General features: G+C 67.2%; 17 protein-coding genes, 1 tRNA gene and 1 pseudogene. 10 read left to right on the top strand and 9 right to left on the bottom strand.

Going from position 1 to position 20,680, the window contains the following annotated elements:
• Window positions 1-92 precede the first annotated feature (92 nt).
• The 4 genes from puuE to ACP694_RS19515 are packed head-to-tail and all read left to right on the top strand — an operon-like array spanning window position 93 to window position 3,387.
• Window positions 93-1,007, top strand: a complete 915-nt coding sequence (gene puuE, locus ACP694_RS19530) for an allantoinase PuuE (RefSeq protein WP_426015256.1) — start codon at window positions 93-95, stop codon at window positions 1,005-1,007.
• Window positions 1,004-1,525 carry a 2-oxo-4-hydroxy-4-carboxy-5-ureidoimidazoline decarboxylase gene (gene uraD, locus ACP694_RS19525; RefSeq protein ID WP_426015255.1) on the top strand — a complete coding sequence of 174 codons (522 nt, stop codon included), beginning with the start codon at window positions 1,004-1,006 and terminating at the stop codon, window positions 1,523-1,525. Before puuE ends, uraD begins: the two co-directional genes overlap by 4 nt.
• On the top strand, window positions 1,526-2,710 hold the full coding sequence (locus ACP694_RS19520; RefSeq protein WP_426015254.1) for a urate hydroxylase PuuD: 1,185 nt from the start codon (window positions 1,526-1,528) through the stop codon (window positions 2,708-2,710).
• On the top strand, window positions 2,707-3,387 hold the full coding sequence (locus tag ACP694_RS19515) for a TetR/AcrR family transcriptional regulator (protein ID WP_426015253.1): 681 nt from the start codon (window positions 2,707-2,709) through the stop codon (window positions 3,385-3,387). Before ACP694_RS19520 ends, ACP694_RS19515 begins: the two co-directional genes overlap by 4 nt.
• A 138-nt stretch (window positions 3,388-3,525) precedes the next feature.
• Here the strand turns inward: ACP694_RS19515 and ACP694_RS19510 are convergent, their stop codons facing one another.
• Complete coding sequence (locus ACP694_RS19510; protein WP_426015251.1) at window positions 3,526-4,473, bottom strand: acetamidase/formamidase family protein; 948 nt, start codon at window positions 4,471-4,473, stop codon at window positions 3,526-3,528.
• 227 nt (window positions 4,474-4,700) lie between these two features.
• Here ACP694_RS19510 and ACP694_RS19505 point away from each other — a divergent pair, with 227 nt between their 5' ends.
• The 5 genes from ACP694_RS19505 (at window position 4,701) to ACP694_RS19485 (ending at window position 10,220) form a co-directional block, all read left to right on the top strand.
• Window positions 4,701-4,919, top strand: a complete 219-nt coding sequence (locus ACP694_RS19505) for an AtzG-like protein (RefSeq protein ID WP_426015249.1) — start codon at window positions 4,701-4,703, stop codon at window positions 4,917-4,919.
• On the top strand, window positions 4,916-6,334 hold the full coding sequence (locus ACP694_RS19500; protein WP_426015247.1) for an AtzE family amidohydrolase: 1,419 nt from the start codon (window positions 4,916-4,918) through the stop codon (window positions 6,332-6,334). The genes ACP694_RS19505 and ACP694_RS19500 overlap by 4 nt, the downstream gene beginning before the upstream one ends.
• A complete protein-coding gene (gene hpxZ, locus ACP694_RS19495) occupies window positions 6,334-6,735 on the top strand; it encodes an oxalurate catabolism protein HpxZ (protein ID WP_426015245.1) in 402 nt (133 codons plus the stop codon). Before ACP694_RS19500 ends, hpxZ begins: the two co-directional genes overlap by 1 nt.
• 216 nt (window positions 6,736-6,951) lie before the next feature.
• Window positions 6,952-9,126, top strand: a complete 2,175-nt coding sequence (locus ACP694_RS19490) for a TonB-dependent receptor (protein WP_426015243.1) — start codon at window positions 6,952-6,954, stop codon at window positions 9,124-9,126.
• Window positions 9,127-9,263: 137 nt separating this feature from the next.
• Window positions 9,264-10,220 (top strand): nucleoside hydrolase, encoded by a 957-nt coding sequence (locus tag ACP694_RS19485; RefSeq protein ID WP_426015242.1) that lies wholly within the window; start codon window positions 9,264-9,266, stop codon window positions 10,218-10,220.
• 143 nt (window positions 10,221-10,363) lie between these two features.
• On the opposite strand, the gene guaD is transcribed toward ACP694_RS19485, so the two are convergent.
• From guaD to uraH, 5 genes are all read right to left on the bottom strand, one after another.
• Entirely contained in the window at window positions 10,364-11,650 is a 1,287-nt protein-coding gene (gene guaD, locus ACP694_RS19480) for a guanine deaminase (RefSeq protein ID WP_426015239.1), read from the bottom strand.
• The gene (gene xdhC / locus ACP694_RS19475; protein ID WP_426015237.1) at window positions 11,637-12,650 is read right to left on the bottom strand and encodes a xanthine dehydrogenase accessory protein XdhC; all 1,014 of its coding nucleotides are present in this window, start codon (window positions 12,648-12,650) and stop codon (window positions 11,637-11,639) included. The genes guaD and xdhC overlap by 14 nt, the downstream gene beginning before the upstream one ends.
• Window positions 12,651-12,822: 172 nt before the next feature.
• The gene (gene xdhB, locus ACP694_RS19470) at window positions 12,823-15,159 is read right to left on the bottom strand and encodes a xanthine dehydrogenase molybdopterin binding subunit (protein WP_426015236.1); all 2,337 of its coding nucleotides are present in this window, start codon (window positions 15,157-15,159) and stop codon (window positions 12,823-12,825) included.
• Window positions 15,152-16,615, bottom strand: a complete 1,464-nt coding sequence (gene xdhA, locus ACP694_RS19465) for a xanthine dehydrogenase small subunit (RefSeq protein ID WP_426015235.1) — start codon at window positions 16,613-16,615, stop codon at window positions 15,152-15,154. The genes xdhB and xdhA overlap by 8 nt, the downstream gene beginning before the upstream one ends.
• Window positions 16,612-16,959 (bottom strand): hydroxyisourate hydrolase, encoded by a 348-nt coding sequence (gene uraH / locus ACP694_RS19460; RefSeq protein ID WP_426015233.1) that lies wholly within the window; start codon window positions 16,957-16,959, stop codon window positions 16,612-16,614. The genes xdhA and uraH overlap by 4 nt, the downstream gene beginning before the upstream one ends.
• A 354-nt stretch (window positions 16,960-17,313) precedes the next feature.
• On the opposite strand from uraH, the gene ACP694_RS19455 reads away from it, so the two are divergent.
• Window positions 17,314-19,614: an NADP-dependent malic enzyme gene (locus ACP694_RS19455; RefSeq protein ID WP_426015231.1), complete on the top strand. Its 2,301-nt coding sequence runs from the start codon at window positions 17,314-17,316 to the stop codon at window positions 19,612-19,614.
• A 148-nt stretch (window positions 19,615-19,762) separates the two neighbouring features.
• Here the strand turns inward: ACP694_RS19455 and ACP694_RS19450 are convergent, their stop codons facing one another.
• The 3 genes and pseudogenes from ACP694_RS19450 to ACP694_RS19440 form a co-directional block, all read right to left on the bottom strand.
• The gene (locus tag ACP694_RS19450) at window positions 19,763-19,960 is read right to left on the bottom strand and encodes a cold-shock protein (protein ID WP_026171987.1); all 198 of its coding nucleotides are present in this window, start codon (window positions 19,958-19,960) and stop codon (window positions 19,763-19,765) included.
• 180 nt (window positions 19,961-20,140) lie between these two features.
• A pseudogene (locus tag ACP694_RS19445) lies at window positions 20,141-20,344 on the bottom strand (cold-shock protein); the annotation flags it as partial.
• Window positions 20,345-20,567: 223 nt separating this feature from the next.
• A tRNA-Met gene (locus tag ACP694_RS19440) sits at window positions 20,568-20,644 on the bottom strand.
• Window positions 20,645-20,680 lie beyond the last annotated feature (36 nt).

The following is a 20,680-nucleotide window of genomic DNA, read 5'->3' as shown; positions in this document are numbered from 1 at the left end:
TCGCTTCGCGACAGCTCCCCCACAGGGGGAGCACTTGAGAAGGTCCTCCCCCCATGGGGGAGGCGGCCCGAAGGGCCGGTGGGGGGAGTGGCATGACCTACCCTCGCGACCTCATCGGCCACGGCGAGCACCCGCCCCACGCCCAGTGGCCCAACGGCGCCCGGATCGCCGTGCAGTTCGTCCTCAACTACGAGGAAGGCGCCGAGCGCTCGATCCTGCATGGCGACCCCCAGGCCGAGCACTTCCTTTCGGAGATGATCGGCGCCCAGCCGATCCCCGACATGCGGCACATGGCGATGGAAAGCCTCTACGAATATGGCTCGCGCGCCGGCTTCTGGCGTGTTCGGCGATTGTTCGAGGAGTTCGGGTTCCCGATCACCGTCTTCGCCGTGGCCCAGGCCCTGGAGCGCAATCCCGACGTGGTGGCGGCGATGCAGAACTATGGCTGGGAGATCGCCAGCCACGGCTATCGCTGGATCGACTACCAGCACTTTCCCGAGGACCTGGAACGCGAGCACATCGCCAAAGCCATCGAGATTCACAAAAGGCTGACGGGGGAACGCCCGCTGGGCTGGTACCAGGGCCGCACCAGCCCCAACACCGCCCGGCTGATCGTTGAAGAAGGAGGTTTTAGCTATGACGCCGACTCCTACGCCGACGACCTGCCCTATTGGGACGACCAGCACGGCAAGCCGCAGCTCATCGTGCCCTATACGCTGGACGCCAACGACATGCGCTTCGCCGCCCCCCAGGGCTTCAACAGCGGCGACCAGTTCTTCGCCTATCTGCGCGACAGCTTCGACGCCCTCTATCTGGAGGGCGAGACGGCCCCGAAAATGATGAGCATCGGCCTGCACTGCCGCATCGTCGGCAAGCCCGGCCGGATCATGGCCCTGCGCCGGTTCCTCGAGCACGTGGCCCAGCACGAGAGGGTCTGGGTGGCCCGTCGCATCGAGATCGCCAACCATTGGATCAAGACGCATCCCTACAAGGGCAAGACCGTATGAGCGCCCCGCCCCTGACCCTGGCCGATCTGAACCGGATGAACCGCACCGGTTTCGCCACGACCCTGGGCTTCGCCTTCGAGCTGTCGCCGTGGGTGGTGCAGCGGGCCTATGACGCCGCGCCATTCACCAGCATCGAGGCCTTGCACGCCGCCACGATGGCCGTGCTGGAGGCCGCGCCCGAGGCCGAGCGTCTGGCCCTGATCCGCGCCCACCCCGAACTGGCCGGCAAGGCGGCGATCGCCAAGACCCTGACCGCCGAGAGCCTGGTAGAGCAGGCCGGCGCCGGGCTCGACCGCCTGACGCCGGAGGAGTTCGAGCGCTTCCACGCCCTCAACGCCGCCTATGGCGAGCGCTTCGGCTTTCCGTTCATCATCGCCGTGCGGCTGAACGACAAGACCTCGATCCTGGCCGCCATGCAGGCGCGACTTGACAACGAAAAGGCCGCCGAGATCGCCGAGGCCATCGCCCAGATCGGCCTGATCTCCAAGCTTCGGCTGCAAGACGCGGTGACGGGCTAGATGGACTACGACGTCGCCACCTGGCTGAACCTGTCGCTGCGCTGGCTGCACGTGATCGCCGGCGTCGCCTGGATCGGGGCCTCGTTCTACTTCGTCTGGCTGGACAACAACCTGCGCCCGCCCGTGCCCGAAAAGGACGGCGTCAAGGGCGAGCTGTGGGCCGTGCACGGCGGCGGCTTCTATCACTCGCAGAAGTACATGACGGCCCCAGACCATATGCCAGGTCACCTGCACTGGTTCAAATGGGAGGCCTACACCACCTGGCTAAGCGGCTTCGCCCTGCTGATCGTGCTCTATTATGTTGGCGCGCCGGTCTATCTGATCGACGCCAGCAAGCACGCCTTCAGCCAGTCCGGCGCGATCGCCACGGGCCTGGCCTTCATCTTCGGCGGGCTCTTGGTCTACGAGGTGCTGTGCCGCTCACCGCTGGGCCAGCGGCCCCGGACGTTCGGCGTGGTCTGGTTCCTGGCCCTGACCGGCGCGGCCTACGCCCTGACCCACCTGTTCAGCGATCGCGGCGCCTTCATCCACGTCGGCGCGATCATCGGCACCTGCATGGTCGGCAACGTCTTCCTGATCATCATTCCCAACCAGCGCAAGATCGTCGCCGACATGCTGGCCGGGCGGCCCGTCGATCCGCGCCTGGGGGCGATGGGCAAGCAGCGCTCGATGCACAACACCCACATGACCCTGCCAGTCATCTTCATCATGATCAGCAACCACTATTCAGCAGTGACGGGCCACCACCTGGCCTGGCTGTTGCTGGCGCTGATCAGCGCTGGCGGCGTGTCGATCCGCTACTTCTTCGTCCTGCGCCATCACGGGATCATCAAGCCCGACTACCTGTTCCTCGGGGCCATGCTGATCTTCAGCGTCAGCCTGATCGCTAGCGTCAGGCCCAAGGCCACCGCGATGATGTCGGACGTGCCGTTCCCCGTCGCCCAGGCCATCGTCGAGAAGCACTGCGTGACCTGTCACGCCGCCGTCCCGACCCACCGGGGCTTCACCGCGCCGCCAAATGGCGCGGCTTTCGATACGCCGGCCGGCATGGCGCGCTACGCACCGCGCATCCAGCAGATGGCGGTCGACAGCAAGAGCATGCCGCTTGGCGACGAGACTCACATCACCGATGAGGAACGCGCCCAGCTGGGCGCCTGGATCAAGGCGGGGGCCAAAACGCAGTGACGACCCGGGTAGAGACGCCCTCCGCCTCCGTGACGGACGACGCCGCGCCGGCGCCGCGCAGGCGCAACGCCCAACGAACCCGCAAGGCGATCCTGACGGCGGCCCTCAAGGAGTTCGCGGCGGCGGGCTATGCCGGCGCGCGCATCGAGCGGATCGTCAAGGCCGCCAAGTGCAATATCCGCATGCTCTACCACTATTTCGGCGACAAGAAGGGCCTGTACCTGGCGGTGCTGGAGGCCGCTTACGAGGATCTGCGGGGCCGCGAGTCCGAGCTGAAGATCGACTTCGACCAGCCGCTGGAGGGCGTCTTCGCCCTGCAGCGCTTCACCTTCGACTATTTCGAGAAGAACCCGCGCATCGACGGCCTGCTGCGCAACGAAAACCTGATGCAGGGCAAGTTCGTCTCGCAATCGCGCAAGGTCACCGAGACGGCCTTCCCTTTGCGCCGGACCATCGAGCGCTTGATCGACAGCGGCCAAAAGCAGGGCGTATTTCGGGAGGGCCTCGACTGGGTGCAGATCTATGTGACCATCGCGGCGATGAGCCGCTTCCACCTGGCGAACGGCTATTCTCTGTCGGTGACCTTGGACACCGACATGAGCAAGGCCGAGTGGCGACGCGAGCGGCTGGTCCATGCGCTGGATTTGCTGGAAGGGTACCTGACGAAGGGGAAATAGGTCCTCCCCCTATGGGGGAGGCGATCGCGCAGCGATCGGTGGGGGGCGTTTTAGGGTCGGCGATCGTCGCTGAAGCCACCTTTCGAACACTCCCCCCTCCGTCGGCTTCGCCGACACCTGACCCACAGGGGGAGGACTTCAGAACAACACCCCCTTCTCCAACATCCCATGCACGCCCTTCTCGCCGTTGACCGTCTGGGTCACGCGAAAGTCCACGGCCAGCGAGCAGAACTGATAGGCCTGAACCCGGGTCAACGCCGACCGTGACACGATGAAGTCGATCATCCCCCGCAAGGCCTGTTTCATCGCCAGATCCAGGTCCTCGTTAAAGCCCAGGGTGATGAAATGGGTCGGCGTCTCCGCCCTCGGCCACGTCGCCACGCCCACCTCGCCAGCTTTGTGCAGCAAGAAGGTGAAGGTCCCCGTCAGCCCCATCTCCAGCGCGTTGACGCAGACCTCGCCGTCGCCCTGGCGGCCATGACCGTCGCCGACCGAGAAGTTGGCGCCGGCGACCCAGACCGGTAGGAACAGGGTCGCGCCGGCCGTCAGCTCCTTGCAGTCCATGTTGCCGCCGTGGGCGCGCGGCTCGCGGCTGGAGATCCGGCCATAGCTGGGTGGCGGGGCGACGCCGGCCGTGCCGAAGAACGGCCTCAGCGGCAATGTCGGGCCCCAGCTGGGCTTGCAGGTCCCGGCCGCGCCGTCGACGGCGATGTAACTGACATAGCGGTCAGGGAAATCCTCCGGCAAGGTCCCCGCCAACGGGCGTACGGCGCAGTAACCCCAGCTATTGTTGGGTTCGATCGCGTCGATCCGCACCTCCAGCGTGTCGCCGGGCTCCGCCCCCCGGATCGCCACCGGACCGGTCAAGATGTGCGGCCCCAGGCGCTCCAGCTTGGCGTCGTGGATGGCCTGCAGGGTGGCGGGGATCGATAGCCCCAGCTCGGCCGGTGGCATCACCTCGGGGCCGCCCGACACACACTCGAACGTCACCGTGTCGCCTGAATCGACGGTCAGAACCGGATCGAAGGCGGCGTCGAAGATCCCGAACCGGACGGTCTCGGGGGACGAAGCCAGGTGATGGCGCATGAGATAAGCCTTCTACTAAAAGCCGGCAGAGGACCCCCGCCCGGCGAACCGACCCTAGCCGCGACCGTCGCCCAAGCCTATCCCGGCGCCTGGCGCCCAACACGCGGGCGCCAGGACGACCGACCTGACCCGCCGCTGGGCTCCTCCCTATCCCGGGCCCGCGCGCTCTAGCGGTGGCCGAATATCCCGGTTATGAAGAAATTTCTTACTTGTGGAGCTCGCCCGACATGGCGGCCGATCCGGCGCTCGCAACGTTTCTCGACCTTTCCGACGATGCAGTCGCGGCCTATGCCGACGCCCGCGCCGAGGCGCTGGGCCTACCGCTGCCGCCCGCCGCGCGCGCCGGGGTGATCGACAACCTGACCCTGCTGCGGCGTCAGGCCGAGACCTTCATCGCCGCGCTGCCTGTCGATGCGCCTGGCGCCGCCAAGGCCTTCGAGCCATGAGCTTCCGCTCCGCCACCACCATCGCCGCCGACGTGCGGAGCGGGACGACCACCGCCCGGGCGGAAACCGAGGCCGCATTCGCCGCGATCGCCGCGCGCAACAGCGACCTCAACGCCTTCACCGCCGTGTTCGAAAGCCGCGCCCTGGCCCAGGCTGACGCCCTCGACGCCGACCTTGCCGCTGGACGCCCCGTCGGTCCGCTGGCCGGCGTGCCGTTTGCGGTGAAGAACCTGTTCGACGTCGAAGGTGTGACCACGATCGCCGGCTCGAAGATCCGCCGCGAGGCCGCGCCCGCCACCCGCGACGCCACTGCCATCCAACGCCTCACGGCCGCCGGGGCGGTGCTGGTCGGGGCGCTGAACATGGACGAGTTCGCCTATGGCTTCGTCACCGAGAACGCCCATGACGGGCCAACCCGCAACCCGCACGACCTGACCCGCATCGCCGGCGGCTCGTCGGGCGGGTCGGCCGCTGCGGTGGCCGGAGGCCTCGTGCCCCTCAGCCTGGGCTCGGACACCAACGGTTCGATCCGCATCCCCGCCAGCCTGTGCGGGGTGTTTGGCCTCAAGCCTACGTTGGGCCGCCTGTCGCGCCAGGGCGCCTTTCCCTTTGTCGAGAGCCTCGACCACATCGGGCCGTTCGCGCGGTCGGTGGAGGATCTGGCCCTAGCCTACGACCTGATGCAGGGCCCCGATCCTCTCGACCCGCTCTGCCGTCGGCCCGCCGAACCAGCCGCCCCTCGCCTGCAAGCTCCCCGCTTGCAAGAAGGCGCCGACGGTCCTCTCCGCGTCGGCGTGCTGGGCGGCTGGTTCGCGCAGGGGGCCTTTCCCGAGGTGTTGGAAGCGCTGGAGATCGTCGCCGACGCCCTGCAAGCAAGGCGCGGCGTCGAACTGCCCGGCGCCGAGATCGCCCGCGCCGCCGCCTTCTGCCTGACCCCTGCCGAGGCCAGCCATCTGCAGCTGGACGACCTGAAGACCCGGCCGATGGACTACGACCCCGCCGTCCGCGACCGCCTGCTGGCCGGCGCCCTGCTGCCGGACGGCGTGGCCGAGGCCGCCCGCCGCTATCGCCCGATCTTCCGCGACGCGGTCGCCAAGGTGTTCGAGGACTTCGACATCCTGCTGGCCCCGGCCTCGGTCTGTCCCGCGCCTGGCGTCGGCCAGACGACCATGGAGATGGACGGCCAACAGGTTTCCGTCCGCAAGCACCTCGGCGCCTATACTCAGCCGATCAGCTATATCGGCCTGCCCGTGGTGACCGTGCCGCTCAATCGCCCCGGCAAGCTGCCGATCGGCGTGCAGATCATCGCCCCGGCCTGGCGCGAGGACCTGGCCCTGGCGGCGGCTTTGCACCTGGAGCAGGCCGGCGTCGTCGCCGCCCACCGGCCGCCAGGCTCGGTTTGGGGAGGCTTCTGATGATCATCAACGACCCGCCCGTGCTGGCCGAGGTCACCGCCGCCGTCGACGCCTATGAGGTCGCGCTGATGACCAACGACGTCGAGGCGCTGGACGGCTTCTTCCGCGACACACCCGAGACGGTTCGCTATGGCGTGGCCGAGAACCTCTATGGCTTCGCGCAGATCGCGGCCTTCCGAATCGGTCGGTCCGGCGGTTCGCCGCAGCGGTCGCGCCTGCGGACCGAAATCACCACGTTTGGGCGAGATTTCGCGATCGCCAACGTCGAATTCCTTCGCGAGGGGGCGAAACATCCCGGCCGACAGAGCCAGACCTGGATTCGCACCGAAAACGGTTGGAAAATTGTCTCGGCCCATGTGTCGCTTCTGCAGGAAGGCGTTGATCAACGCCTTTCCCCGTAAGCGCCAGATCGTCCGCCCCATGACGATAAGTAATAAAGCTCTGACTTGTGATCTGCTTTTGGGCGCCCTTGTCGCCCCGTGGTCAAATAGTGACATCTGGTGGCAAAACTTCATCAATCCGCGGCTTTTGCGTCATCAAAGCTTTGGATTCGTCTCCGCCATTGTGCATTGCACCCCTCAAGCGTCGGCCCCGCGGCGCATGAAGGGGATCTTCACATGACCACTCGTCACCATCTGCGCCGTAGCGGCGCCATAGCCGCCCTGGTCGTCGCCGCCGGCCTCGCCGCCCCCGCCTTCGCCCAGGAAGCGCCCACCGCTCTGAGCGACGTGATCGTCACCGCCCAGAAGCGTTCGGAAAACATCCAGGACGTGCCGGTCTCGGTTGCGGCTGTCTCGGGCGAGAAGCTCGCCGCCGTGTTCGCCGCCGGCGAGGACGTGCTGGCGCTGTCGAGCCGCGTGCCCGGCCTCTACATCGAATCCTCGAACGGCCGCGCCGCGCCGCGCTTCTACATTCGAGGCCTCGGCAACGCCGACTTCGATCTGGCCGCCTCGCAGCCGGTTTCGGTGATCATGGACGACGTGGTCATGGAAAACGTCGTGCTGAAGAGCACGCCGATTTTCGACGTCGATCAGGTTGAAGTGCTGCGCGGCCCGCAAGGCACGCTGTTTGGCCGCAACACCACCGCCGGGATCGTCAAGTTCGACAGCGTCAAGCCGAGCCAGACCTTCAAGGCCAACGGCGCCGTCACCTACGGTTCGTACGGCTCGTGGACCGCTGAAGGCGGCGTCGGCGGCCCGCTGGTCGAAGGCAAGCTGGCCGGCCGCATCTCGGTGCTGGGCCAGCACCGAGACGACTATATCGACAACACCTTCACCCACATCGACAACGTCTTGGGCGGCTATGACGAATACGCCATCCGCGGCCAATTGCTGTGGACCCCGACCGAGAACCTCAGCGTCCTGCTGAACGCCCACAACCGCTCGCTGGACGGCACGGCCGCGATCTTCCGCGCCAACATCCTGACCAAGGGCAGCAACAAGCTCAACGGCAACTTCGACCGCGACAAGGTCTTCTACAACGGCGGCGACAACAATCCGCAGAAGTACGACGGCAACGGCGAGTCCTTGAAGATCGACTACGATCTGGGCGGCCTCACCCTGACGTCGATCAGCGCCTACGAGACCACCAACGGCCGAAGCCGCGGCGACATCGACGGCGGCGTGGCCGGCGTCGGTCCGGGCTTCATCCCGTTCGACTCCGCCTCGCAAGACAGCATCGACGACCTGGACCAGTACACCCAGGAAATCCGCCTGGCCTCCGACAATGACGGCCCGATGACCTGGCAGGTTGGGGGTTACTACTTCAAGTCCAAGTTCCTGGTTACCAGCGACCCGGGCTTCGTCCCGCCCTCGACCCTGGAACACAAGAACACGTCCTGGGCGGTGTTCGGTCAAGGCACCTATCAGGTATCCGACGCCCTGAAGGTCACTGGCGGCCTGCGCTACACCAGCGACGACAAGGACATGGCGGTGATCTTCACGCCGTTCGGCAAGCCAGCACCGGTCTCGGTCTCGGACGAGAAGGTCAGCTGGGACCTGTCGGCGTTCTATGCCCTGCAGGACGACGTCAGCCTCTATGCGCGCGTCGCCCGCGGCTTCCGCGGCCCGTCGATCCAGGGCCGGGACATCGCCTTCGGCAGCGGCTCGTCGGTGGCGCAATCGGAGACCATCCAGTCGTATGAAGCGGGCTTCAAGAGCGAACTGATGGATCGCCGCCTTCGTTTCAACGGCGCCGTGTTCAACTACACGATCAACGATCCGCAATTCAGCGCGGTGGGCGGCGGCTCGAATTCAAACCGTCTGATCAACGCCAACAAGGGTAAGGCCTACGGGGTCGAATTCGACGGCGAGTTCGCGGTCACCGAGAACCTGCTGGTCACCGCCGGCTACAGCTACAACCACACCAAGATCGCCGACAAGAACCTCATCGTCGCCACCTGCGCCCAGTGCAGCGTGACCGATCCTCTGGTGACGGGCGGCGCCAAGGTCGATGGCAACCCGTTCCCGAACGCCCCGGAATACGTGCTGAACTTCACGGCCCGCTACAGCTATCCGATCGGCGACGGCGAACTGTTCGCCTACACCGACTGGTTCAAGCAGGGCTACACCAACCTGTTCCTGTATGAGAGCAAGGAGTTCAACTCGAAGGGCGCCTTCGAAGGCGGCCTGAAGCTCGGCTACGCCAAGGCCGACGGCGCCTACGAGATCGCCGCCTTCGCCCGCAACATCACCAACGAGGCGAACCTGCGCGGCGGCATCGACTTCAACAACCTGACCGGTTTCGTCAACGAGCCTCGGATCGTCGGCATCTCGATCAGCGCCAAGCGGTAATCTGAAGACCGCCGCTCGGCTCAGCGCCGGGCGGCATACGAAGGATTGCCATCGTCCGCCATGCTCCCGGTTCGCGCCGGGAGCATGGTTCGTTTGAGGGGTCTCCCCCTTGTCCCGCGATGAGTTAAGTCCTTCGAATGACGACCAAGATTATCTTCGACACCGATCCCGGCATCGACGACGCCATGGCCCTGCTGTTCATCGAGGCCAGCCCGGCGCTCGACCTGCTGGCGGTGACCACGGTGTTCGGCAACGCCGACATCGACACCACCACCCGCAACGCGCTGTATCTGAAGGACCGCTTCGGCTTGAAGGCGCCGGTCTACAAGGGCGCGGACAAGCCGCTGATCCGGCCGCGCAATCCCTCGCCCACCTTCGTGCACGGCGAGAACGGCTTGGGCGACGTGGAGTTGACGGGCCTGGTTCCTGCCGAGCCCGAGGCCAAGCCGGCCTATCAGGCGATCATCGACCTGGCCCGCGAGCATCCCGGCCAGATCACGCTGGTCGCGGTCGGTCCGCTGACCAATCTCGCCCTGGCCCTGCGGGCCGACCCGGAGGTCGCGACCTTGCTGAAGGCCGTGGTGATCATGGGCGGCGCCTTCGCCGTGGCCGGCAAGCCGGGCAATGTCACGCCGGTGGCCGAGGCCAATATCTGGAACGATCCCGAGGCGGCCGACCTGGTGTTCACCGCCCCTTGGTTCGTCACCGCCGTCAGCCTGGACGTCACCAGCCAGGTGGTGATGACCCCCAGCTTCATGGAGGGTCTGGAAGCGTCCGCCGGTCCGGCAGGCGCGTTCCTCCACGCCATTTCAAAGCCCTATGCGGCGTTCTATGGCGGCCGCGACGGGATCATCGGGTGCTGCGTGCATGACGCCGCCGCAGTGGCGTTCGTGATCGATCCGTCGATGTTCGAGGTTCGCCGCGGGTCTATCCGGGTGATCACCGACGGGATCGCGCTGGGGCAGACCTTGCAGAAGGTGGAGGGGGAGCTGTTTGGGCCGTCGGCTTGGGACGACCAGCCGATCCAGGCGATCACGGTGGGAGTGAGGGCCGAAGGGCTGCTGAGGTTGTATGCGGAAACGATGAGGGCCTGACGCTCACCCAAGCCTCCCCCTGTGGGGCAGGCGATCGCGCAGCGATCGGTGGGGGGAGTTTTAGGGCTGTTGATCACAGGTTTGGCGGCCTATCACGCCCCCCTCCGTCGGCTGCGCCGACACCTCCCCCACAGGGGGAGGAATTAGCGCCGATGCCGCTCCACCCCCGCCACATAGGTCCGCTCCACAACCCTATCGTCCCCCAGCACCGTCAGCGCGAACAACCTTTCCTCCAGCGACTTCGCCGCCGGCATCCGCCGCGCCAGCAGCGGCGTCGCCGCCAGGTCCAGCACCAGGAAGTCAGCCATCTTGCCGGGCTCCAGGCTGCCGATCTCGCTCTCCAGCCCCAGGGCCCGCGCGCCGCCCAGGGTCGCCAGGTACAAGGCGTGGAACGGGTCCAACGCCTCGCCGCGCAGCTGGCCCACCTTGTAGGCCTCGCCCAGGGTGCGGAGGATCGAGAAGGTCGTGCCCGCCCCCACGTCTGTTCCGATCCCGACCTTCACCCCATGGGCGCAGGCGGTGGCCAGGGGAAACAGGCCCGAGCCCAGGAACAGGTTGGAGGTCGGGCAGAAGGCCACCGACGACCCTGCGGCCGCCAGCCGCTGAAACGCCTCGCCCTGCAGATGGACGCAGTGGGCGAAGACCGAGCGTCCGCCGATCAGGCCGAAGCGGTCGTAGACGTCGAGATAGTCCTTGGCCTCGGGGAAGAGTTTCGCGGTATCGACGATCTCGCGGATATTTTCCGACAGATGGGTCTGCATCCAGACCGTCGGGTGCTCGGCCAGTACTTGGCCGGCCATGGCCAGTTGCGCATCACTGCAGCTGATGGCGAAGCGCGGGGTCACGGCGTAGCCCAGCCGGCCCTTGCCATGCCAATTGGCGATCAGGTCCTGCATGTCGCGCCGGCTGCTCTCGACCGTGTCGGTCAGGCCGGGCGGGGCATTGCGGTCCATCAGCGCCTTGCCGGCGATGATCCGCATGCCGCGCTTCAGGGCCGCGGCGAACAGCGCCTCGACCGAGCCCTTGTGCACCGAGCCAAAGACCAGGGCGCTGGTCGTGCCGTTGCGCAGCAGTTCCTCGAGGAAGAACTCGGCGGTCTCCTCGGCATGGACGGGATCGGCGAAGGCGGCCTCGGCGGGGAAGGTGTGGCGTTCCAGCCAGTCAAGCAGTTGCTCGCCATGGGCGGCGATCACGTCGACCTGCGGGAAATGGATATGGGTGTCGACGAAGCCTGGGACGATCAGCTTGCCGGTCAAGTCTTCAACCGGCGTGTCGCCCAGCTCGTCGGCCAGCTTGGCGTAGTCGCCGCAGGCCACCACGCGGCCGTCCTCGACCAGCAGCAGGCCGTCCTCGTGGAAGGCGTGCGCCTCTCCGTCCGTGGTGGTCGGGTCGTCTTCCAGCTGGAAGATCGACGCCCTATAGGCTTGCAAGCTGCATATCCCTTGTGCGTTCGCGGCGGGCGGCCTCGAGCCGCATCAGCAGATCGGCGACCACCGAGACGGCGATGACTTCGGGCGCCTTGTTCTTCAGATGCGGCAGGCCGATCGGGCAGGTCATGCGGGCCACCGACGCGTCGTCAAAACCGTCCTTGCGCAGCCGGCTGAGGAACCGCGCCCGCTTGGTGTCCGAGCCGATCAGGCCCAGATAGCCGAACGCCCCACCGGCCAAGGCGGCCGAGGTCAAGGCGTAGTCCAGACTGTGGTCGTGGGTCATGATCAGGATGTAGCCGTCGCGGCCCGCGCCCAGGGTGGCGGCGGCCAGCTGGGCCACCGTCCCGACCGTCACGCCGGAGATGCCGGCCGTCTCGGGGCGGGTGTCGTACCAGGACAGGCGGAACGGCAGCGGCTCCAGCGCCCGGGCGACCGCCTGGCCGACATGGCCGGCGCCAAACAGCAACACCGGGGGGCGCGGCAGGTCCTGAGGCTCGACCAGCACGTCACCCAGGGTCGGCCGCGCGCCTCGCGCCGTCGCCGGCTGGCCCGCCAGGGTGATCGCCGCGCCTACGCGGCTCGAGGCGGTGACGGGCGCGACGGTCTTGGCGAGGGCGCCGGAGTTGAAGCGGGTGCGAACCTCAAAGGGCTGGTCGGCGTCCAGCCGGCGCGCCGCGTCGGTCAGCCAGTCGACGGCGGTGTTGTCGAGACGCTCGATCAGCAGGCGCACGCGGCCGCCGCAGCACTGGGCCAGAAGCGGACCAAGGGGGTAATCCTGTAAGGCGAAGTGCACCGGGCTCAGCAGCATCCGTCGCGCCTGGTCGGCGACCTGGTGCTCCAGATTGCCGCCGCCGATGGTGCCGGCCTGGCCGCCCGCCCAGACCACCATCTTGGTCCCGGCGTCGCGCGGTGCCGAGCCCTCGGTGGCCAGGATGGTGACCAGGGCGACGGGCTCGCCGAGGTCGAGGCGGGCGAGGGATTGGCGAGCCCAATTGCTCATTGACCCTCTCCCAAAGGGAGAGGGAGGGGTCCGCGCGAAGCGTGGGAGGGTGAGGGGTTACGACGTCTGACGGCGTGCCGGCAGGGCGCGGGTGTGAAATCGGTGAGGGTGTAACCCCTCACCCTCCCACGCTCTTCGAGCGCGGGCCCCTCCCTGTCCCTCCGGGAGAGGGTCAGCATGACGCGGCCCGCCGCTTCACATCCTCGACCGCCATCAGGATCCGCTCTGGCGTGGCGGGCGCGTCCAAGTCGGGGAACACCTTGTGATCCGCCACCGACGCCACCGCCCGGCTCACCGCGCTCAGCACGGAGAGGGCCAACATCAGCGGCGGCTCGCCCACGGCCTTGGAGCGGTGCACCGTCTCCTCGACATTGCGACCCGCCTCCCATAGCGCCACGTTCAGCACCGCAGGGCGATCACCGCAGGTCGGGATCTTGTAGGTCGACGGCGCATGGGTCAGCAGGCGGCCGTCGTCCGAGAACACCAGTTCCTCGGTGGTCAGCCAGCCCATGCCCTGGATGAAGCCGCCCTCGATCTGGCCCAGGTCGATGGCCGGGTTCAGCGAGCGGCCGGCGTCGTGCAGGATGTCGGCGCGGGTGACCTTCATCTCGCCGGTCAGGGTGTCGATCAGCACCTCGCTGCAGGCTGCGCCATAGGCGAAATAATAGAACGGCCGGCCGGTGTGGGTGGCGCGGTCATAGTGGATCTTCGGCGTGGCGTAGAAGCCGGTGGCCGACAGCGACACCCGGCCCAGATGCGCCTGGCGGCAAAGTACGTCGAACGGGATCAGCTCGGCGCCGGCCCGCAGGCCCACGGGCGTGAACACGACCTCGGTTTCGTCGCAGCCCCACTTCCCGGCGGCGAACTCAACCAGGCGCGCCTTGATCGTGTTGGCCGCATTGAGCGCCGCCATGCCGTTGAGGTCCGTGCCCGAAGAGGCGGCGGTGGCCGAGGTGTTGGGCACCTTGTCGGTGACCGTCGAGGTCACCTTCACATGGCCGATATCGACCTTGAAGGCCTCCGCCACGATCTGGGCCACCTTGACGAACAGGCCCTGCCCCATCTCCGTGCCGCCGTGATTCAGCAGGATCGAGCCGTCGGCATAGAGGTGGATCAGCGCCCCGGCCTGGTTCAGATGGGTGGTGGTGAATGAGATGCCGAACTTCACCGGCGTCAGGGCCAGCCCCTTCTTCAGCACCGGGCTGCCCGCATTGAACACCTCGATCGCGGCCTGGCGGGCCTCGTAGTCGCAGGACCTCGCCAGCTCGGAGAGCAGTTGCGGTGCGACATTGTCCTCTACCACCTGGTGATAGGGCGTCAGATCGCGCCCCTCGCCATAGAGATTGCGCTGGCGCACCAGCAGCGGGTCCAGCCCCGTGGCCTGGGCGACGGCGTCCATCACCCGCTCGATCGCCGCCATGCCCTGCGGACCGCCGAACCCCCGAAAGGCGGTATTTGACACCGTGTGGGTCTTGAAGCGATGCGAGACGATCTCGACGGCCGGCAAGAAGTAGCAGTTGTCGGCGTGGAACATCGCCCGGTCGTTGATGGCCATCGACAGGTCGGTGGTCGAACCGCAGCGCGACGCCAGTTCAAGCGACAGGCCCGTCAGCCGTCCTTCGTCGTCGAAGCCGACGTCATAGGCGATCTCGAAGTCATGCCGCTTGCCGGTCATGACCATGTCCTCGTCGCGGTCGGGGCGGGCCTTGGCGGCGCGACCGGTCTTGACCGCCACCAGGGCGGCCGCAGCCGCGAACAGCGAGGCCTGGGTCTCCTTGCCGCCGAACCCGCCACCCATCCGGCGAACCTCGATGGTCACCGAGGTGTGGGGCACGTCGAGCACGCGGGCGACCAGGTGCTGCACCTCACTGGGATGCTGGGTGGACGACCAGACATGGACGTCGCCGCCCTCGCCCGGCGTGGCCAAGGCGACCTGGCCCTCGAGGTAGAAGTGATCCTGGCCGCCGATCGCGAACTTGCCTTGCAGACGCCGGGGGGATGTGGCCAAGGCGGCGGCAGCGTCGCCGCGCGCCATGCGTTGGGATTTCTCGATCTTCAGATCGAGGTCGCGGGCCTGGGCGATGGTGATGGCGGCCGGCAAATCCTCATAGACCACCACGGCCTTGGCGGAGGCGGCGCGGGCTGCGGCGATCGAGGTGGCGGCCACGGCGAACAGGCTCTGGCCGACGCAGACCACCTCGCTGTCGGCGAACAGCTTGTCGTCGTGGATCACCGGGCTGACGTCGTTCTCGCCAGGGATGTCGGCGGCGGTCAGCACGACGACGACGCCAGGGCTCGCGCGGGCGGCGTCAAGATCCATCGACACGATCCGCGCATGGGCCTTGGCGCTCATGCCCAGATGGACGTGGAGCATGCCGGCCGGTTCGGGAATGTCATCGACATAGATCGCCGCGCCATTGACATGGCGCAGGGCGCTGTCGTGGGGCAGCGAGGCGTGAACGCCCTGAAAGACGACGGGCTCGATGACCGTGGCGCTGGAGTCAGCCATGGGTGGCGGCCAGCGGCACACGGGTAGCTACGCCGGGCCGGTCGGACTCTATGAAGACCTTGCGCAGCATGTTGCCCGCCGCCAGGGCGCGATAGGCCGCCGAGGCGCGGACGTCGGTCAGAGGCGTGAAGTCCTCGGCCAAGGCGGCGACGGCGGCGTCGATCGTCGCGGCGTTCCAGGCCTGGCCCACCAAGGCCGCCTCGCAGGCGCTGGCTCGCCCTGGCGTACCGGCCATGCCACCAAAGGCGATACGGGCGCCAAGAACGATCTCGTTCTCGACCTTTATGTTGAATGCCCCGCACACCGCCGAGATGTCCTGGTCGAAGCGCTTGGACAGCTTGAACACCTTGAACAGCGCGCCCGGCGGCGGCGGCGGCACGAGCACCGCCTCGACGAACTCGCCGGCCCGCCGGTCCTGTTTTCCGTAAGTGATGAAGAAGTCTTCCAGTGGCAGGGTGCGCTGGGTCTCGCCCTGGCGTAGCACCAACTGGGCCCCGGCCGCGATCAGGGCCGGCGGCATGTCGCCGATCGGCGAGCCGTTGGCGATATTGCCGCCGATCGTGCCGCTGTTGCGCACCTGGGTCGAACCCAGCCGCCGCATCACGGCGCCCAGGTCTGGATAGAGCACGCTGAGCGCCTCCAGCGCCTCGACATAGCGCACGCCCGCCCCGATGCGCAGGCTTCTCCCCTCGCGCGTCAGGGTCTTCAGCTCCGCCACTCGGCCGATATCGATCAGAACGGCCAGGGGCCTGCGCAGCTTGGTCACCCACAAACCGATGTCGGTGGCCCCCGCCACGATTACGGCTTGGGGATGCTCGGCGTAGGTCGCCGCCAACTCGGCCAGCGAGCGCGGCGCGAACCAGCGGCGGGTGAACCCCGCGATGGCGTCGTCGTGTTCCAGGCCCAGCATCGCCGTGCGCTGCAATGGAGCCAGCGCCGTGGCGACGTCCGGCGCGGCCTCGGACGGGATCGCCTCGGCCGCCGCGAGGATAGCGCCATAGCCGGTGCAGCGACATAGATTGCCGGCCAGCACCTCCTCGATCGGCGCGCCCGCCCCCTGGGCCGCGATGGCGCGGGCATACAGCGACATGACGATGCCCGGCGTACAGAACCCGCATTGCGAGCCGTGATGCTCGACCAGCGCGGCCTGCACCGGATGCGGCTGGTCCTTGGCCCCGTTTTGCCCCGAAAGGCCCTCGACGGTGATCACCGCCTTGCCGTCCAGCATCGGCACGAACTGGATACAGCTGTTGACCGCCCGCCAAGCGGTCCCACCCTGCCCGTCAAGCTCGCCGACCAGCACGGTGCAAGACCCGCAGTCGCCCTCGGCGCAGCCTTCCTTGGTTCCGGTTCGCCGCAGGTCGCCGCGCAGGTGCTCCAGCAGCGTGCGGGTGGGATCGACGCCCCGGGCCTCGACCACCTCGCCGTTCAGCAGGAAACGCACCGCGTCCATCAACTGCCCCGATAGGTCGAATAGGCGAACGGCGAGACCAGCAGCGGCACATGGTGGTGCTGCTCCGGGTCGGCGACGTTGAAATCGATGATCACCACGTCGAGGAAGGGCGGATCGCTGACCGTCGCGCCCGAGGCCTTGAAATAGTCACCCGCCGAGAATTCTAGCCGATAGCCGCCGGCCACCAGGTCCGCGCCTTCGACCAGCCGCGCGCGACCGTCGGCGTCGGTCCGCGTTTCGCCCAAAAGCGCGAGCGCGCCGCCGCGATGGGCGGAAACCCGTACAACGACGCCCGCCGCCGGGCGGCCGGCCGCCGTGTCGAGGATATGGGTGGTCAGGCCGCTCATGCTTTCGTCGTTCCTTGCTCGGCGTTTCGGTGCGCCAGTCTAGACTTTCGGGACACGGAACGATGCTGAAACCGCCTCGCCCACAAGTCCAGCCCGCCGTGTCCGCCATCGACGCGACGGTCGCAACCGCCTCGCCCGCCGGCGCTCAACGCCTGCCGCCTGAGCATTATATAAGTCTTTTATTACTTATTGAGCCACGGTTGATCGCTTCAGATCCGTCGTGACGCCCAAAAAACGCCAGCATACGCCCTGTAAGGTTGGAAATACCGGACCAACACCGGTAGCTAGACCTGTGACGGATCGCGCCAAGACGATCCGCGCCGCTTTGCCTGCGCAGTCACCGAGGAACGACCGATGGACGAGGACTTCCGTAAAGCAGCCCTGGATTATCACCGTCTGCCACGGCCCGGGAAACTGGCCATCGAAGCCACCAAGCGCATGGCCACGCAGCGCGACCTGGGCCTGGCCTATTCGCCCGGCGTCGCCGCCCCCTGCGAGGCGATCGCCGCCAATCCCGATCTGGCGCGCGACTACACCGCCCGAGGCAATCTGGTAGCCGTGATCTCCAACGGCACCGCCGTGCTGGGCCTGGGCAATATCGGCCCGCTGGCCAGCAAGCCGGTGATGGAAGGCAAGGCCGTCCTGTTCAAGAAGTTCGCCGGCATCGACGTCTTCGACCTCGAGGTCGACGCCGAGGATCCAGACAAGTTCATTGAGGTGGTCGCCGCCCTGGAGCCCACCTTCGGCGGCATCAATCTGGAGGACATCAAGGCCCCCGAATGTTTCATCATCGAGCGCAAACTGCGTGAACGGATGAACATCCCGGTCTTCCACGACGACCAGCACGGCACCGCCATCGTCTGCGCCGCCGCTGTTCGCAACGCCCTGGTCGTGCAGGGCAAGACCCTCAAGGACGTCAAGCTGGTGACCTCGGGAGCCGGCGCCGCCGCCCTGGCCTGCGTGGACCTGCTGGTCTCGATGGGCCTGCCGGTCGAGAACGTGACTCTGACCGACATCAAGGGCGTGGTCTATGCCGGCCGCGACGCCGACATGCTCGACAACATGGCCCGCTATGCCCGCCAGACCGACGCCCGCACCCTCTCTGAAGTGTTGGCCGGCGCCGACATCTTCCTGGGCCTGTCGGCCCCTCGCGTGTTCAAGGCCGAATGGCTGCCGCTGCTGGCGCCCAATCCGCTGATCCTGGCCATGGCCAATCCCGAGCCGGAAATCCTGCCTGAGCTGGTCGCGGCCGCCCGGCCCGACGCCATCGTCGCCACCGGCCGCAGCGACTATCCCAATCAGGTCAACAACGTCCTGTGCTTCCCGTTCATCTTTCGGGGCGCACTAGACGTCGGCGCCAGCGAGATCAACGAGGCCATGAAGGTGGCGGCCGTCGAGGCCATCGCCGAACTCGCCCGGGCCGAGGCCTCCGAGGTGGTGGCCAGCGCCTATGGCGGCGTCGCCCCGATGTTCGGCGCCCAGTACATCATTCCCAAGCCGTTTGACCCCCGGCTGATCCTGCAGATCGCCCCGGCCGTGGCCCGGGCTGCCATGGACAGCGGCGTCGCCACCCGGCCGATCGCCGACTTCGACGCCTATCGGCAGGAGCTGGAGCTGTTCGTCTATCGCTCCGGCCAACTGATGCGGCCGCTGTTCGAGCGGGCTCGCAAGGCGACCAAGGGCCAGACGGTGCGCGTGGCCTATGCCGAGGGCGAGGACGAGCGCGTGCTGCGCGCCGTCCAGACCGTGCTCGACGAGGGCCTGGCCAAGCCGGTGCTGATCGGCAAGCGCGAGACCATCATCGCCAAGGCCACCGAGATGGGCCTGCGCATGAACTTTGACGGTGCGGTCGAGATCCTCGACCCGGCGGCCGACACCGAGCTCTTCGCGCCCCTGGTCGATCGCTATCAGAGTCTGGTCAGCCGGCGCGGCGTGCCGCCCCTCGCCGCCCAGCGCCGGGTGACCAACCGCCGGACGGTTTCGGCCTCCATGCTGCTGCAGGCCGGCCATGTCGACGCCGCCCTGGTGGGTGGGGCCGGCGACTGGTGGCAGCACATGACCTATGTGCTGCCGATCATTCCCAAGCGCGAGACGGTCGGCCGGATCTATGCGCTATCCGCCCTGATCATCGACAACGGCACGCTGTTCTTCTGCGACACCCATGTCAATGTCGATCCGACCGCCGAACAGGTGGCCGAGATGACGCTGCTGGCCGCCGAGTCCGTTCGCCGCTTTGGCTTGACGCCGAAGGCGGCCCTGTTGTCGCACTCCAGCTTTGGGGCCAGCAACTCGCCGACCGCCCGCAAGATGCGCGACGCGCTGGCCATCGTCCGCGCACAGGCCCCCGAGCTTGAGGTCGACGGCGAGATGCACGCCGACGCCGCCCTGTCCCAGGCCCTGCGTGATCGCCTCGTGCATGACAGCCAGCTGAAAGGTTCGGCCAATCTGCTGATCATGCCGACCTTGGACGCCGCCAATATCGCCCTGACCTTGCTTAGCGCCGCGACCGAGGGCCTACTGGTCGGCCCCGTGCTGCTGGGCATGAGCCGCCCGCTGCACGTGCTGACGCCCAGCGTCACGGCGCGCGGGATCGTCAACATGACTGCCCTGGCGGTGAACCAGGCCGCAGCCGAGCGTGAGCAGGGGTTGGTCTAGGCCGCCTCTCCGGCCGGCCCCGGACGCGAAAAAAGGCCCCGCAGGAACCCCTCCGCCGTCGTTGAGACGGAGGAGGGGTTCCTGCGGGGCCTAAATGCAAGGGCAAAAGACCGTCCAAACGCTCCGCGTCCGGCGGAGATCTGAGCCCTTAGAGGATGCGCAGGTTGCCGGCCGAGGTCTTGCCCGAGCGGCGATCCTGTTCCAGTTCGTAACCGACTTGCTGGCCCTCGTTCAGACCGCGCAGACCAGCACGTTCAACGGCGGAAATGTGCACGAAGATGTCGCCGCCGCCATTGTCGGGCTGGATGAAGCCAAAGCCCTTGGTGCTGTTGAACCACTTCACCACACCGGTTCCGGCTTCGCCCGAGGCGCCGCCACCGCCACCGCCACCGCCAACGCCAACGCCGCCACCACGCGGGGCGTCGTAACCGCCGCCGCCGCGGGGCGCGTCATAACCGCCACGCGGGCTGTCAAAGCCGCGCGCCGCGGGACGACGCGGGGCCGAAGGCGCCGCGCCCTGGCCCGTCACGCGCAAATTGCCGGCCGAGGTCTTGCCCGAACGGCGATCCTCTTCCATTTCGTAGGCGACCTGGTCGCCTTCGTTCAGGCCCGCCAGGCCCGAGCGCTCAACCGCTGCAATATGGACGAAAACGTCTTCACCGCCGTTTTCCGGCTGGATGAAACCGAAGCCCTTGGCCGGGTTGAACCACTTAACGACACCGTTCGCCATCTTATCCTCAAAACCTTCGTGGGCGGGCCAGTTGCCGACCCGCGTCCTTCCATCCTGCTCTCATGACGCAAAACCGTGGAACGCGCTACGGGGTTTGACTGCAGAACCACGGGCGCGAGCGGGTCTTGGCGATAAATTTTCGCGTGACACGGGTCCGCTGCGGCCCAAACGCCACTTTGGGTGGCATAAGAGCCACTACCAAAACTTGGTTTTGAAGAGATCTTGGGTGCGGGGACAGGATTTGAACCTGTGACCTTCAGGTTATGAGCCTGACGAGCTACCGGGCTGCTCCACCCCGCGGCAGAGGTGATTATCGTTTGGGTAGGGTTATGGACT

The organism is Caulobacter sp. DWR2-3-1b2, assembly GCF_049896345.1.
Lineage (GTDB): Bacteria > Pseudomonadota > Alphaproteobacteria > Caulobacterales > Caulobacteraceae > Caulobacter.
This window is presented reverse-complemented; position numbering and strand designations above follow the sequence as displayed.